Origin of the sequence: Mesorhizobium sp. CA8 (assembly GCF_020164955.1) — a bacterium.
In the GTDB taxonomy this organism is placed as follows: Bacteria; Pseudomonadota; Alphaproteobacteria; order Rhizobiales; family Rhizobiaceae; genus Mesorhizobium.
Window position 1 is genome coordinate 58,401 of the sequence record NZ_JAIUHG010000014.1, and the last position, 13,477, is coordinate 71,877.

Annotated in this window: 13 protein-coding genes and 1 pseudogene; 7 read left to right on the plus strand and 7 right to left on the minus strand. The window is 64.2% G+C overall.

Translation table 11 applies throughout. The annotated features are described in order from the left end of the window. Positions 1 to 21: 21 nt before the first annotated feature. Positions 22 to 657 carry a LysE family translocator gene (locus tag LB553_RS16755; RefSeq protein ID WP_224514946.1) on the minus strand — a complete coding sequence of 212 codons (636 nt, stop codon included), beginning with the start codon at positions 655 to 657 and terminating at the stop codon, positions 22 to 24. Between the two features lie 126 nt (positions 658 to 783). Between LB553_RS16755 and LB553_RS16760 the strand changes: the two genes are divergently transcribed. Beyond that, positions 784 to 1,488 (plus strand): helix-turn-helix transcriptional regulator, encoded by a 705-nt coding sequence (locus LB553_RS16760; protein WP_224514948.1) that lies wholly within the window; start codon positions 784 to 786, stop codon positions 1,486 to 1,488. 20 nt (positions 1,489 to 1,508) lie between these two features. On the opposite strand, the gene LB553_RS16765 is transcribed toward LB553_RS16760, so the two are convergent. Next, complete coding sequence (locus LB553_RS16765; RefSeq protein WP_224514950.1) at positions 1,509 to 2,309, minus strand: class I SAM-dependent methyltransferase; 801 nt, start codon at positions 2,307 to 2,309, stop codon at positions 1,509 to 1,511. 178 nt (positions 2,310 to 2,487) lie between these two features. On the opposite strand from LB553_RS16765, the gene LB553_RS16770 reads away from it, so the two are divergent. Then, positions 2,488 to 3,891 carry an FAD-dependent oxidoreductase gene (locus tag LB553_RS16770; protein ID WP_224514952.1) on the plus strand — a complete coding sequence of 468 codons (1,404 nt, stop codon included), beginning with the start codon at positions 2,488 to 2,490 and terminating at the stop codon, positions 3,889 to 3,891. Positions 3,892 to 3,960: 69 nt separating this feature from the next. On the opposite strand, the gene LB553_RS16775 is transcribed toward LB553_RS16770, so the two are convergent. The 5 genes and pseudogenes from LB553_RS16775 to LB553_RS16795 all read right to left on the minus strand — a co-directional run bounded on the left by LB553_RS16775 (position 3,961) and on the right by LB553_RS16795 (position 7,343). Next, positions 3,961 to 5,037, minus strand: a complete 1,077-nt coding sequence (locus LB553_RS16775; protein WP_224514954.1) for an NAD(P)H-dependent flavin oxidoreductase — start codon at positions 5,035 to 5,037, stop codon at positions 3,961 to 3,963. A 63-nt stretch (positions 5,038 to 5,100) separates the two neighbouring features. Continuing rightward, positions 5,101 to 5,280: pseudogene (locus LB553_RS16780) on the minus strand (LacI family transcriptional regulator); the annotation flags it as partial. Positions 5,281 to 5,304: 24 nt separating this feature from the next. Next, positions 5,305 to 5,841, minus strand: a complete 537-nt coding sequence (locus LB553_RS16785) for a GNAT family N-acetyltransferase (protein ID WP_224514956.1) — start codon at positions 5,839 to 5,841, stop codon at positions 5,305 to 5,307. Beyond that, positions 5,841 to 6,146 carry a DUF1778 domain-containing protein gene (locus LB553_RS16790; RefSeq protein ID WP_224514957.1) on the minus strand — a complete coding sequence of 102 codons (306 nt, stop codon included), beginning with the start codon at positions 6,144 to 6,146 and terminating at the stop codon, positions 5,841 to 5,843. Before LB553_RS16790 ends, LB553_RS16785 begins: the two co-directional genes overlap by 1 nt. Positions 6,147 to 6,236: 90 nt before the next feature. Next, on the minus strand, positions 6,237 to 7,343 hold the full coding sequence (locus LB553_RS16795) for a LacI family DNA-binding transcriptional regulator (protein ID WP_224514960.1): 1,107 nt from the start codon (positions 7,341 to 7,343) through the stop codon (positions 6,237 to 6,239). 621 nt (positions 7,344 to 7,964) lie between these two features. Here LB553_RS16795 and LB553_RS16800 point away from each other — a divergent pair. The 5 genes from LB553_RS16800 (at position 7,965) to LB553_RS16820 (ending at position 13,477) form a co-directional block, all read left to right on the plus strand. Next, positions 7,965 to 8,927 carry a sugar-binding protein gene (locus LB553_RS16800; RefSeq protein WP_224514962.1) on the plus strand — a complete coding sequence of 321 codons (963 nt, stop codon included), beginning with the start codon at positions 7,965 to 7,967 and terminating at the stop codon, positions 8,925 to 8,927. 122 nt (positions 8,928 to 9,049) lie between these two features. Continuing rightward, the gene (locus LB553_RS16805; RefSeq protein WP_224514964.1) at positions 9,050 to 10,615 is read left to right on the plus strand and encodes a sugar ABC transporter ATP-binding protein; all 1,566 of its coding nucleotides are present in this window, start codon (positions 9,050 to 9,052) and stop codon (positions 10,613 to 10,615) included. Next, positions 10,612 to 11,607: an ABC transporter permease gene (locus LB553_RS16810; protein WP_224514966.1), complete on the plus strand. Its 996-nt coding sequence runs from the start codon at positions 10,612 to 10,614 to the stop codon at positions 11,605 to 11,607. The genes LB553_RS16805 and LB553_RS16810 overlap by 4 nt, the downstream gene beginning before the upstream one ends. A gap of 195 nt (positions 11,608 to 11,802) precedes the next feature. Continuing rightward, positions 11,803 to 12,645, plus strand: coding sequence for a transporter substrate-binding domain-containing protein (locus LB553_RS16815; RefSeq protein WP_224514968.1), 843 nt, complete (start codon positions 11,803 to 11,805; stop codon positions 12,643 to 12,645). Between the two features lie 85 nt (positions 12,646 to 12,730). Next, on the plus strand, positions 12,731 to 13,477 hold the full coding sequence (locus tag LB553_RS16820; RefSeq protein WP_224514969.1) for an ABC transporter permease: 747 nt from the start codon (positions 12,731 to 12,733) through the stop codon (positions 13,475 to 13,477).

The window sequence follows — 13,477 nt, forward strand, 5'->3', positions numbered from 1 at the left end:
GCGAAATGGAGAGGGCGGCGATCACGCCGCCCTCAAACCTTCCCACGCCGTGAATATCGAAACGGCAAACAGCAGCAGCCCAGCCGCGCGGCCTGCAAATATGGTAGCTTGCGGATTATCGACCAGCAGCTCCCTGCTGCGCCCCGCCGTGACGGCGAGCCCGCCATAGATCGCGGCCTGCGTGGCCACCGTCAGCAATCCCATGATCGTCGCCTGCATCCAGATCGGACCGTAGGCCGGCTTCAGGAATTGCGGATAGACGGCGAGGATGAAGAGATAGGCCTTCGGATTGATCAGGCAGGTGACCAGGCCCTGGCGAAACGCCTTCCAGGCCGAGCGGCTCCCCGTTGGTCCGTTGTCGCCGACGGTGATCGAGCTGCGCATCAGCGAAATGCCGATATAGGCCATGTAGGCGGCGCCGGCGATCAGCAGCGGCGTGAACAGGATCGGCACGAAATGCATGAGCAGCCCGACGCCGAGCGCGCCGTTCAGCGTGTGCACGGCGCCTCCGAGCATAATACCGGCGGTGGCGGCCAGGCCCCTGTTGCTGCCGCCGGTCAGCGCATTGGCCAGCACGAACAGCATGTCCATGCCCGGAACGGCGATGATGCCGAACAGAAGCACGAAGAACAGCCAGAGATTTTCGCCATAGCTCATGTCAGTTGCCTGTCGCATTATCCGCCTGCACGCAAAGGAATCTGTTGATTTTCAAGCGGGTAGGCGGCCCTATAAGGCATTCCAACTGACGAGGGTGTGTCAGTTGCATTTCAGCTGAGTGAGAAAATGCGCAAGGCCTCGCGCCTGTTCGAGATCATCCAGATCCTGCGGCTGGCCAGGAAGCCGGTAACGGCGGCGACGATCGCCGAGCGGCTGGAAGTGACCGTACGCTCGGTCTATCGCGACATCGCTGCCCTGCAGGCGATGCGCGTGCCGATCGAGGGCGGGCGCGGCATCGGCTACATCCTGCGCCCTGGCTTCGACCTGCCGCCGCTGATGTTTTCCATCGAGGAGATGGAAGCGATCGTCCTGTCGCTGGCGCTGCTGGAGCGCACAGGCGACGACGAGCTCAGGCAGGCCGCCAAACGCGTCGGCGCCAAGATCGCCGGCGCCGTGCCGCCGCCTTTGCGGCAGACGCTCGACGCCAACGCCCTCCATGCCTGGGGCTTTGCAGCACCCTCCGCGTCGGCCGTCGACCTCGCTTTGGTCCGCCGCGCCATCCGCAACGAGGAGAAGCTAAGCCTCTCCTATCGCGACGAGGCGGGACGTCCGACCGGCCGCATCATCCGCCCGGTCGCCCTGATCTATTATGCCGAAACCGCCAACATCGCCGCTTGGTGCGAGTTGCGCCAGGCCATCCGCAATTTCCGCAGCGACCGCATCGAGGATTGCCGGGCGACCGGCCAATGGTTCAAGGGCGAAGGCGACCGGCTGCGGCAAGTGTGGGTCGACGGCTGGGAGATCAATGCCCCGGCGGCCGCCGGCAACTGACGCGTTGCCGGCCTTGTATCTCAGGGAACGATGCCGCGGCAGGCCCAGGCGACATTGGCGAAGGATCGCGGGCCATCGGGTCGACCGGCTTGATAGGCATCGCGGACGGCGGCCTCGACACGCTCCCGCTCGGCCGCATCCAGCGTGGTCATATATTTGCCGAGCGGGCCTTCGCCAGCGCCGATCGGCGCCCAGAAGTCGTCGAAATCCGCGTAGTCCATGCGGATCATCAGCTCGGCCTCGGTGACATCCACGAGACCCTGCTCGACAAAGGTCCGCTTCATCTCGCCCGGCTGCATCATGGGCTGGAAGCAATAGCGGTTGCGCAGCTGACGCCCGCTTTCGCTGAGCGCCGCAACTGTGTCGATCATCATGCGCATCCCGGTCATGCCGCCGTAATGGTCCCAGACCACGGCCGCGACCACACCGCCCGGCCGCGTCACGCGGCGCATCTCGGCCACCGCCTTGCCGGCCTCCGGCACGAAGTGCAGCACCAGCAGCGCCATCGCGCGGTCGAACGCATCATCGGCGAACGGCAATGCGGCGGCATCCGCCTGCTGGATGGTGACGCGCGGATCGGTGTTCCTCTCCTTCGCCGCCGCGACGAAGACCGGCGAGAAGTCGATGGCCTGGATCTCGGCAAGATCACCTGACTTCGTCAGCTCGAAGGTGAGGCTGCCGGTGCCGCAACCCACGTCGAGGACTTTTTCGCCGCCGGCCAGACCGGCGAAGTCGATGAACTTGGGCGCGAGCCTGCGGCTCCAGCGCCCCATAAGTTGCTCATAGCCGGACGCCGCGTGAACGGTGAAACTTGATGTCATCTCGCCCTCCCTTCGCTGATGTCAGCCTAGACTTCCACGGAAGCCATGCCAAGCAGCCAAAGCAGCGGATTGTTCCGTGACCGCACACAAGCGGTGGGCGCTGGCGGCCCGGCACGTTGCCGGGAGCATGTGCAGAAGCTAATATAGCGCCGGACCCTCGCGAAAATTGGGGGACGGGGTGAGCAAGATCCTGATTTGCGGTGGAGGCGTAATCGGGTTGTGCACGGCGGCCATGCTTGGCCGCGACGGTCATGACGTGACGGTCCTCGAGGCCGATCCGGCGGACCGGCCTTCGAGTTCCAGTCAAGGATGGGACTGGGAGCGCCCCGGCGTTGCGCAGTTCAGGCAGCCTCACAACCTCAGCTCGCGTTTCCGGATGGTCGCCGATCAGGAGCTGCCGGGGCTGACGGATATTTTGCTGCGCGCCGGCTGCGTCTGGATGGACTTCTTCGACCCTCGATCGTTGCCCCCGACAATAACGGACAGGGCGCCCCGCCCGGGCGACGAAGCCATGCGCTTCGTTACCGGCCGGCGGCCGGTGATCGAATGGGCCGTAGCCGAGATGGCGCAAGCTGCGCCCAATGTGACGGTCCGGCGAGGGATCAAGGTTCGCGAGCTGATCACGGGAGCCTCAGCCATTCCCGGCGTGCCGCATATTGCGGGCGTTCGCACGACGTCCGGCGAAGAGATTCGCGCCGACCTGGTGATCGATGCGATGGGGCGGCGAAGCCCTGCCTGCGAATGGATCGTTGCCGCCGGAGGCCGCAGTCCGAGCGAGGAAGCCGAGGACAGCAATTTCGTCTATTTCACTCGCTATTTCACGGGCAAGCAGCGGCCGCGCCGAAAGGGCCGCCTGCTCACTCCGATGGGGCTGTTCTCGATTCTCACACTGGATGGCGACAACGACACCTGGTCGGTCACCCTGTTCACCTCCGCGAGAAACAAGGCCATGCGCGCTTTGCGCGACACCGCCACCTTCCACCGTGTCGTAACGGCATGTCCGATGCAAGCCCATTGGCTTGACGGCGAGCCGATCACGCACGTCCTGCTGATGGCAGGCGTTCTCGACCGCTACCGGCGGTTTGTCGTCGACGGCCAGCCTGTCGTCACCGGGTTTGCGGCTGTGGCCGACGCCTGGGCCTGCACCAATCCGTCCGCCGGGCGGGGGTTGAGCGTCGGCCTTCTGCACGCGCAGGTGCTCAGGAACGTCGCTCGCCGGCACATCGGCGACCCTGCCGAATTCTCGCGGGAATACGATGTCGAGACCGAGCGCCAGGTCGGCCCGTTCTATCGCAACCAGATCGCCGCCGACCGTGCCCGGATCGCGGAGATGAACGCCTTGGCCGACGGCCTTCCTGTTCCGCCGCCGAATCCGGTCATGGCCCGGCTTTTCGCTGCCGCAAGCGAGGATGCCGACGTGTTTCGCGGCGTGATCGAGATCGCCACGTGCGTTTCGCTGCCGCAGGATGTCGTCACCAGACCGCATATCGCGGCGAAACTGGCCGAACTGGACGGTCGCCCTTTGCCGCCGAATCCCAACATCATCGATCGCGACCGTATGGCATCCCTGCTTGCCGGCTGATCTTTCGCAATCCAGTGTCGACAGGCGGGGTTAAAAGCTCATCGGGGACGTCGACGACGAAGACTTCGCTCACGCAGGCGTCGTTTTGCCGGCCGAGAGAGCGTCGAACACTTCGCCCGTTTCGGCCACGAGCGTTCGCACCAGTTGTCCGGCCGGAAGCTCCCTGTTCAGCGCCGCCGCCTGCCCATAGAGATGGAAGGCGAAATCCTTGTCGCCGCCGAGCGGAGCGCTGAGCGCGACCATTTGCGGGAAGTCCGGAAGGGGCACCCTGCTCTCCTCCATTTCCAGGGCGTAGCGGGTGCGTCTCGCGCGCGCCGCGCGGCCGGTGAAGGCATCGGTGACCATCGTGTCCATATCGGTCGCCGTGCGGATCAGGGCGCGGCGCGGTGGGTCCGTGCCGGCTTCGTCGCAGGACAGGAAGCCGGTGCCGATCTGCACGCCGCTGACGCCAAGCGCGAACGCGGCCGCTATGCCGCGGCCGTCGGCGATGCCTCCCGCGGCAATGACCGGGAGCTCGACAGCATCGACGACCTGGGGAACCAGCGCCATCGTTCCGACGCCGTCGCCAGGACCATTGGGAGCGTGCGAACCGCGGTGACCTCCCGCCTCCCAGCCCTGGGCTATGACCGCGTCGGCTCCACCGTCGGCGAGCTTGCGCGCCTCGGCGACATTCGTCGCGGTGCCGATGATTGCGATCCCGGCTTGCTTCAGCCTGCCGACGGCAGCCGCATCCGGAATGCCGAAATGAAAGCTCACGACCGGCGGCTGGATCTCGAGCAGCAGTTCAAGCTTTTCTTCGTCGAAACCCGGTCCGATCGGCGGAAGCCGCCGCGAGGGTTCGCCGAGCGACAGCTCCTCATAGTAAGGCCGCAACCTGTCGATGACTTGGGTCAGCACGGCGTCGCCGGTGTCGGGTCTGGGAAAAACAAAGAAGTTGAGGTTGAAGGGACGCCCGGTCAAGGCGCGCATCTGGCGCGCAACATTGCGCAGGCCATCCGGCAGCATCGATGCGCATCCGAGCGACCCCAGCCCACCGGCATTGCTCACTGCGGCGGCGAGTTCCGGCGTCGCCGAGCCCGCCATCGGCGCCTGGATGATCGGATGCTCGATCTTCAAGAGATCGCATAAACGCCGGTTCGGCCACATGAGCGTTTTTCCTGTTGGGAAGGAACACACGCTCACTCATCATAAGCCGGTCTCGGGGCCGGGTCATCGGAATTGTGCGGGTACGCTCTCCCACCCCACCAGCGGGCACTCCAGCTTGGTGATGGGATAGCGGCCGCGGCCGGGCGTCGGCGGCGTTTCGAGCTGCTCGATCGCCCATTGGCCCATCGCCAGATGCGGCAAGGTCGTCAGCGGCGGGAAATGATGGCGGGCGATCTCCTCGTCATGCAATGGCCTGCACAACTCGCCTCAAGTTTTCGAGAACAGCGCCTGTATCGTCTCGATCGGCATCAGCATGACGCGCTCGCCCAGCGGAGAAATAGTGAAGCCGTGACGCTGGTAGAAACCAACGGCGTCGTCGTCGATGGCGTGTGCCACCACGGCACGAACCCCGGCAATGTCCGAAACCGCGAGGCAACGCCGCAGCGCATCGGAAAGCAGGTCGCCCCCGAGGCCCATTCTCTGGAACGCCTGATCGATCGCCAGACGGCCTATCAGCAGCAAAGGAACCTGTTCAGGCATGCCCCGGCGTAGCTTGGCGCTTGGCAGCGCGACCCGTTCTTCCATCGCCGTGGAGATCGCGTAGTAACCGACAACACGATTTTTCGTGCCCGCGTCGCAGACGACATAGGTTCGGGCAGACAATCCCTCGCCGGCGAGGGCGCGGTTTCGCAGCCAGTCATCAAGGGTGGGATGCCTGCCGTTGCGAAATTCTGCGACATCATAACTGATGGTCAGCCGTTCCGGAGCGCGGACTCGCGGGCCTTGCGATTGCCCAGCGGGCATCAGCGCTCCCAGGCTGGCTTGCGCGTCATGCGGGCGCGAAGCTCTTGCGACGGCTTGTTCGGAGCATCAAGCAGGTCAAGAAATTTCTCATGCGCGTCGGCATCGAGAAAGAAGGCACGCTGGTCCAGAATGGTCTCCTCTGCCTGCTTGCGCGCACTGTCCAGCATGAACTCCGACAGTTTTTGCCCGCGCAAGCTCGCGGCGCGGTTGAGAATGGCCTTCGTCTCGGCCGAGGCGCGGATCTGAATCACGTCATCCTTGCGAACTGCGTTGTGATCGCTGCCGGCATGACTGGACTGTGCCATCGAAACCCTCCTGTGTCGGGATCAGATATCTAGCGATTGTCAATACAATGTCAATACGTTCCAAGTCTTGAAGTGGCGATCTGGGACATCCTATCCCTTCACGTCTGCCACACTCTCCCGCTCCACCAGCGGGCATTCCAGCTTGGTGATCGGATAGCGGCCGCGGCCGGCCGTCGGCGGCGTCTCCAGCTGCTCGATCGCCCATTGGCCCATCGCCAGATGCGGCAGGATGGAGGTCGTCAGCGGCGGGAAGAGATGGCGGGCGATCTCCTCATCGTCATAGCCGACCACGGAGATGTCCTGCGGGATATGCAGGCCGGCTTCCTTCAGCGCCTCGTAGCAGCCGATCGCCGTACGGTCGTTCTGGCAGAAGATGGCGGTGGGTCGCTCCTTGAGTCCGAGCAGCTTGACCGTTGCGGCGTAGCCGGCGCTGGCCGACCAGTCGCCCTCCACCACCAGTTCCGGATCGAACGGGATATCGGCGGTGGCTAGAGCGCGGCGGTAGCCCTTGAGCCGATCCTGAGCGGCCTGCATCCACGGCTCGCCGGTGATGGTGGCGATGCGGCGATGGCCGTGGGCGATCAGATGCCTGGTCGCGCTCTGGCCGCCGGCGATCTCGGAGGGAACCACGGCCGGAAAGGCATAGTCGGCGGTGTAGCAGTTGAGCAGGATGACCGGGATGTCGAGGCTGTACAGGAAATCGGGCGCGGCGATCTCGCGGGTGAAGATGGTCATATAGATCAGCGCCGAGATGCCGCGCCTTGTCAGTGCCTGGATGGCGCGCGGCTCCATCACCGCGTCGCCCATGGTCTGCGCCACCAGAAGCACATTGCCGGCATTCCACGAGGCCTGCCGTGCCCCCTCGATGGCGACCACCGCCTCGGGGCTGGTGGCGAGCTGGTCGACCGCGAAGCCAATGACGCCGTCCAGGCCTTCGAACGGCGTCACCGGCGGCCGCAACGCCGAAAAGACTGGTGGCGAATAGCCCAGCGCCCTGGCCGCCTCGATCACCCGGTCGCGTGTCTGCTGCGACAGCCTGATGCCCGGCGAATTGTTGAGCACGAACGAGACCGTCGCCTGCGAGCAGCCGGCGGCGCGCGCAATGTCGGTCATGGTGACGCGCCCCTTGGGCTTGGCACCCGGCTTGCGGCGCCTGGAAGCCCCGGGAGTATCGCGCAGTTCCGTCGGTTCGCTCATGGTCGTTTCCCAAACCCAGACGGCCCTAAAGCAAAGGCCGATGGCAACGGCAAGATGGTCGAGGCCGGTGCGCTATTGAGATTGCGTAAACTAATATATATTATCAAGCGCGGCATGCAAATCGCCGGCTGCGCCGCTTTGCGACAAAACCGGCCAGACAAGTCAACAATGCCGACGATTCCTGTATTCCTGCGCGGCTGCAAGGCTTGCTACGCTCACTCTCCTCACTCCCCGCGCGTCCTTCGACCAGCAACTCCTCCGCTTCGAAAGCGCGCGTCGTGGTCTTATAACTAATATTCTTTACTAATAGCCGGCAGCGTTCTACTGTCAACTCGTCGTCACCGTTCGGGCTTCCGTTGGGTGATGACGGGTGTGAGGGACGCTCGCTCGAAACCCGGTGGGATCGCCGGTTTGGGCTCATGTCCATTCTCACGAAAATGTCAGACAAATCGGACTATTTACGAACGCCACATGAGTGTCTAGTGTCCCCATCGCGGCCGGATCGGCACCGTTCTTAAGTCGGCGGACCTTCGCCGTACCCTTGAGGAGGAGGTTGTCCGGGCCGCAGCCGAGACATCGGCAACGAGTTCTACAGGCAAGTTCTACAAGGGAGGTTGAACTATGAAATCCATGATCCGTAATGCATCTGTCGCCACGGCGGCCTTGCTCATCGGGCTTGCGGCCACGGCGGTAACCCGCGCGGACGACAAGCCGACGCTGGCCTTCGTCGTCAACGGCGCGTCCGACTTCTGGAAGGCGGCGGAAGCCGGCGTGAAGAAGGCGCAGGGCGAACTGCCCGACTACAATCTCGAGCTCAAATATCCGGAGCAATCCTCGGTCGCCATCCAGCAGCGGCTGATGGACGATCTGGTGACGGCAGGCGTCAAGGGCATCATGGTCTCGGCCGTCGATCCCAAGACCTCGACCGACGGGCTGAACAAGATCGCGTCGGAAACCGCGCTGTTCACCACCGACTCGGATGCGCCGCAGACCAAGCGCGTCGCCTATATCGGCTCGTCCAATGTCGATGCCGGCAAGCAGGCGGCCGAGATCGCCAAGAAGGCAATGCCCAACGGCGGCAAGTGCCTGGGCTTCGTCGGCCTGCTCGGCGCCGACAACGCCAAGGAGCGCATCCAGGGCATGAAGGACGGGCTCGCCGGCAGCAAGATCGAGCTGGTCGACGTGCGCGGCGACGACATCGACCAGGCGCGTGCCAAGAAGAATGTCGAGGACGCGCTGGTCGCCAGCCCCGACATCACCTGCATGGTCGGCTTCTACTCCTACAACACGCCGCGCATCTATGAAGCGCTGCGCGACGCCGGCAAGCTCGGCCAGATCACCGTCGTCGGCTTCGACGACGATCCGATCACGCTGGGCGGCGTCAAGGAAGGCACCGTCGCCGCGACCGTGGTGCAGCAGCCGTTCGAATGGGCCTATCAGGGCATGAAGCTGATGGCCGCCTATCTCAAGGGCGACAAGTCGGGCATCCCGGCCAACAACCTGATCATCATCCCGACCAAGATCATCGGCAAGGATGATGTGGACGCCTACGCCGCCAACCTCAAGGCGATGCAGGGCAAGTAAGCTCAGCACAGTTGCGCCGGCTCAAGGTTCGCCTTGAGCCGGCGTTCGTATTGACGGACCCGCCAAGGCCCGTCAGTCTGTGGCCACCGGCTGTTGCCCCCGTGCGGTAAACTTTAGGCGCGATGACCTCTACCGACACCACTCAACCGATCACCGCTCCGTTCCTGAGCCTGGATGCCGTGCGTAAGACCTATCCGGGCGTTGTCGCGCTGGACAGGTTCTCCATGGAGGTCCGGCCCGGCGAGGTCATCGGCCTGGTCGGCGAAAACGGCGCCGGCAAATCGACGCTGATGAAAATCCTCGGCGGCGTGACGCGGCCGGACAGCGGCACCATCACCGTCGATGGCACCGCACATGACGCGCTGACCGTCGAGCACAGCATCGGCTCCGGCATCGCCTTCGTGCACCAGGAACTCAACCTCTTCGAAAATCTCGACGTCGCCGCCAACATCTTCTTCGGCCGCGAGCCGCTGCGCGCCGGACCGCTGAGGCTGGTCGACCGCGCGAAACTGCGCGAGATGGTGGCGCCGCTGCTGAAGCGCGTCGGCGCCAATTTCTCAGCCGACGCCCCTGTCGCGTCGCTGTCGCTCGCCCAGCAGCAGATGGTCGAGATCGCCAAGGCCCTGTCGATCAAGGCCCGCCTTGTGATCCTCGACGAGCCGACCTCCAGCCTGCCGATCGCCGAGACCGAAAAGCTGCTCGACGTCATTAAGGGGCTGAAGGCCGAAGGCATCAGCGTCATCTTCATCTCGCACCGGCTGCATGAGATCGAGCGCGTCGCCGACCGTGTCGTGGTGCTGCGCGACGGCACGCTGGCCGGCACGCTGGCGAAAGACCGGATCAACCACGACGAGATGGTCAGGCTGATGATCGGCCGCATGCTGAAGGAGCGCGAGAAGGCCGGCGAAGCCGCGCGGGCTCCGGGCAGCGTTGCGCTGTCGGCCGACGCGATCTGCACCAGCACCTATCCGGACAGGCCGGTCAGCATCGAACTGAGGCGTGCGGAGATCCTTGGCCTCGCGGGCCTGGTCGGCTCCGGCCGCACGGAGCTCGCGCGCGTGCTGTTCGGCATCGACGAGCGGTTGGCCGGCAGCGTCACGCTCGACGGCAAGCCGCTGAATGTGACGTCGGCCGCCGACGCGGTGGCGAACGGCATCTTCCTCGTGCCGGAGGACCGCAAGCTCACCGGCATATTGCTCGATCTCTCGATCGCGCAGAACATTTCGCTGCCCAACCTGCCGGCCCATGCCAGGCGCTCGCTGGTCTCGGTCGGCGCAGAGCTCGCGACGGCGGAAAAGCAGAAGAGGAACCTCGGCATCAAGGCGCCGTCGGTGCTCACCCGCACCGGCACCTTGTCGGGCGGCAACCAGCAGAAGGTGGTCCTGGCCAAATGGCTGGCGATGAACCCCAAGGTGATGATCCTGGACGAGCCGACGCGCGGCATCGACATCGGCGCCAAGGCCGAGATCTACGGGCTGATGCGGGCGCTCGCCGATGCCGGCGTCGCCGTGCTGATGATTTCCAGCGACATGGAAGAAGTGATCGGCGTGTCGGACCGCATCGCGGTCATGCATGAGGGGCAGATCTCCGGCATCCTCGACAAGGACGATTTCAGCCAGGAGAACGTGCTCTTGCTGGCGGTCGGCAAGAAGCCGAAACTGCTGCAAGCGGCGGGAGGAGCGCAATGAGCAAGAAAGATCTCGGCCTGCTGATCCTGATCCTGGTGGTCGGCGCAGTGGTGACGGCCATCAATCCGCGCTTCCTGTCGGCGATCAATCTCGCCAACACCTCCAACCTGGTCGCGCTGTTCGGCATCCTGTCGATCGGCCAGGCCTTCGTCATCATCACCGGCGGCATCGAATTGTCGGTCGGCTCGGTGATCGCGCTGCTCGGCACGCTGTTCATCGACTTCATCGCGGTGCGCGAGGTGAGCTGGCCGCTGGCCTTCGTGCTGATCCTCGTGCTCGGCGCCGTCATCGGCTTCGTGCATGGCTGGCTGATCACGCGGCTCAAATTGCAGCCTTTCGTGGTGACGCTGTGCGGCCTGCTGATCTATCGCGGCGTGGCGCGCTTTTACACCGCCGACGGCACGGCGGGCTTCGCCTTCGGGCAGAATTTCCCGACGCTCGAATTCCTGACCGCCGGCCGCTCCTATGGCCTGCCGAACAGCTTCATCGCGCTGATCGTCATCGCCATCGTCATGTGGGTGGTGCTGCACCGCTCGGTCTTCGGCCGCTATCTCTATGCGATCGGCAAGAATGAGGAAGCGGCGAAATATTCCGGCATCCGCACCGGCCGGGTAATCATCGCCGCCTATGTCATCTGCGGCGTCCTGACCGCGCTGTCGGCGATCTATTTCGCCATGTACACGCGCTCGATCTCGCCGGCGAGCCACGGCCAGTTCTACGAGCTCTATGCCATCGCCGCGGCGGTGCTCGGTGGCTTCTCGCTGCGCGGCGGCGAGGGCTCGCTGGTCGGCGCCGTCCTCGGCACCGTGCTGCTGCAGGAGTTGCAGAATCTCGTCAATTTGCTCGGCATCCCCTCGTCGCTCAACTTCGCCGTGATGGGCGGCGTGATCCTGATCGGCGTGCTGGTCGACCAGCAATGGGGCGCCTTCCGCGCCCGGCGCCGGATGCTGGAGGCGTCGCGCAGGGGCGTCGCCGGTGCGCCGGCGGAGTAGCCTCGCTCCCTTCCGCCCACTCCCGGACCGGGTTCCGATTGGATCGATGCTCGCGGTAAAGCCGCGGGCAAGTCCGGATTCGTGGACGAATTGCAAGAACGCGTGAACCGGAAAACAGCCCTTGTCGCAGAATCGGGGCTGGGCTAAGCAATTGGCATCTGAGGGTTCCAAGAACAAAATATGGGAGAAATGACCGTGACATCATCACGTTGGATCGCGCTCGCCGCGCTGGTCTTGACCTGCTCGACCCCGGCGATGGCCAAGGACTGGAAGACCGTGACGGTGGCGATGGAGGGCTCTTATGCCCCGTGGAACCAGACGGATGCCAGCGGCAAGATCGTTGGCTTCGAGGTGGACATCCTGAACGACGTCTGCGCCCGCGCGAAGCTCCAATGCAACATCGTTGCGCAGGATTGGGACGGCGTCATTCCCGGCCTCACCGCCGGCAAGTTCGACATCGTCATGGACGGCATGTCGATCACCGAAGAGCGCATGAAGACCATCGACTTCTCGATCCCCTATGCCTCTTCGCCGGTGGCGTTCCTGGCCGACAAGAACGGCCCGCTGGCGCACATGTCGAACAGCGGCAAGATGATCGACCTGTCCAAGGACGACGCCGAATCCAAGGCGGCGATCGACACGCTGCGCAAGGAGCTCACCGGCAAGAATGTCGGCCTGCAGGTCTCGACCACCGAGGCGACGTTCGCCGACAAATATCTCAAGGATGTCGCCAACGTCCACGAATACAAGACCACCGACGAGCACGACCTCGACCTGATGGCGGGCCGTATCGACGTGGCCTTCGCCGACACCACTTATTTCCTAGGCACGCTGGCCAAGCCCGATGCCAAGGACCTGGAATTCGTCGGCCCGCAATTCAAGGGCGGCCCGATCCTCGGACCGGGTATCGGCGCTGCCTTCCGCAAGACCGACAAGGACCTGCAGGACATCTACAACAAGGCGCTCAAGGCCGCGCTCGACGACGGCTCGGTGTCGAAATACTCCATGCAATGGTTCAAGATCGACATTACCAAGTAATGTCGCAACGGGAGCAGCCAAGGCTGCTCCCGTTTTGCATTGCAATATACGTCGATACCTATCTCGGCGCCCGCAGGAGCCGTAAGTGGAGTTTCTCAGCGATCTGAAAGACCAGGTGTCGACGGCGTATGAGCTGTTGGCTGCCGGCTGGGGTGTGCAACTGCTCTGGGGCATCGCCTGGACGCTCGCCGTCACCGTAGTCTCCATGCTGATCGGCGCGATACTGGGGTCCTTGGTGGCGGCGGCCAAGTTTTCGCATCGCGGCGGATTGAGGTTCATCGGCGAGAGCTACACCACCGTCTTCCGCGGCGAACCGGAACTCCTGATCATCTACCTGTTCTACTATGGCGGCACGCAGGTCCTGACCGGCGTGGCGCGGTCGACTGGATCGATCAGCTCGACGGACATCTTGAACATGCCGAGCTTCCTCGGCGGTGTGCTTGCGGTCGGCATCATTTCCGGCGCCTACCAGGCCGAGGTCTTTCGCGGGTCGTTCCTGGCCATCCATCGCGGCGAGCTGGAAGCGGCCCGTGCCTACGGCATGTCGGCCTGGCTGCGGTTTCGCCTCGTGGTCATGCCGCAGGTCCTGCGTCTCGCTGTGCCGGGGCTGGGCAATGTCTGGCAATTGACCATCAAGGATTCCGCGCTGATCTCGGTCACCGGCGTCGCCGAGCTGATGCTCACCGCCAACAAGGCCGCGCGTTCGACGCATCATTCGCTGCTTTTCTACACGCTCGCCGGCATCCTTTACCTGGTGATGACGTCGATCTCGACGCCGATCTTCGACAAGGCCGAGCGTTACACCTCGCGCAGTTTCACGCGGCCGAAGTGA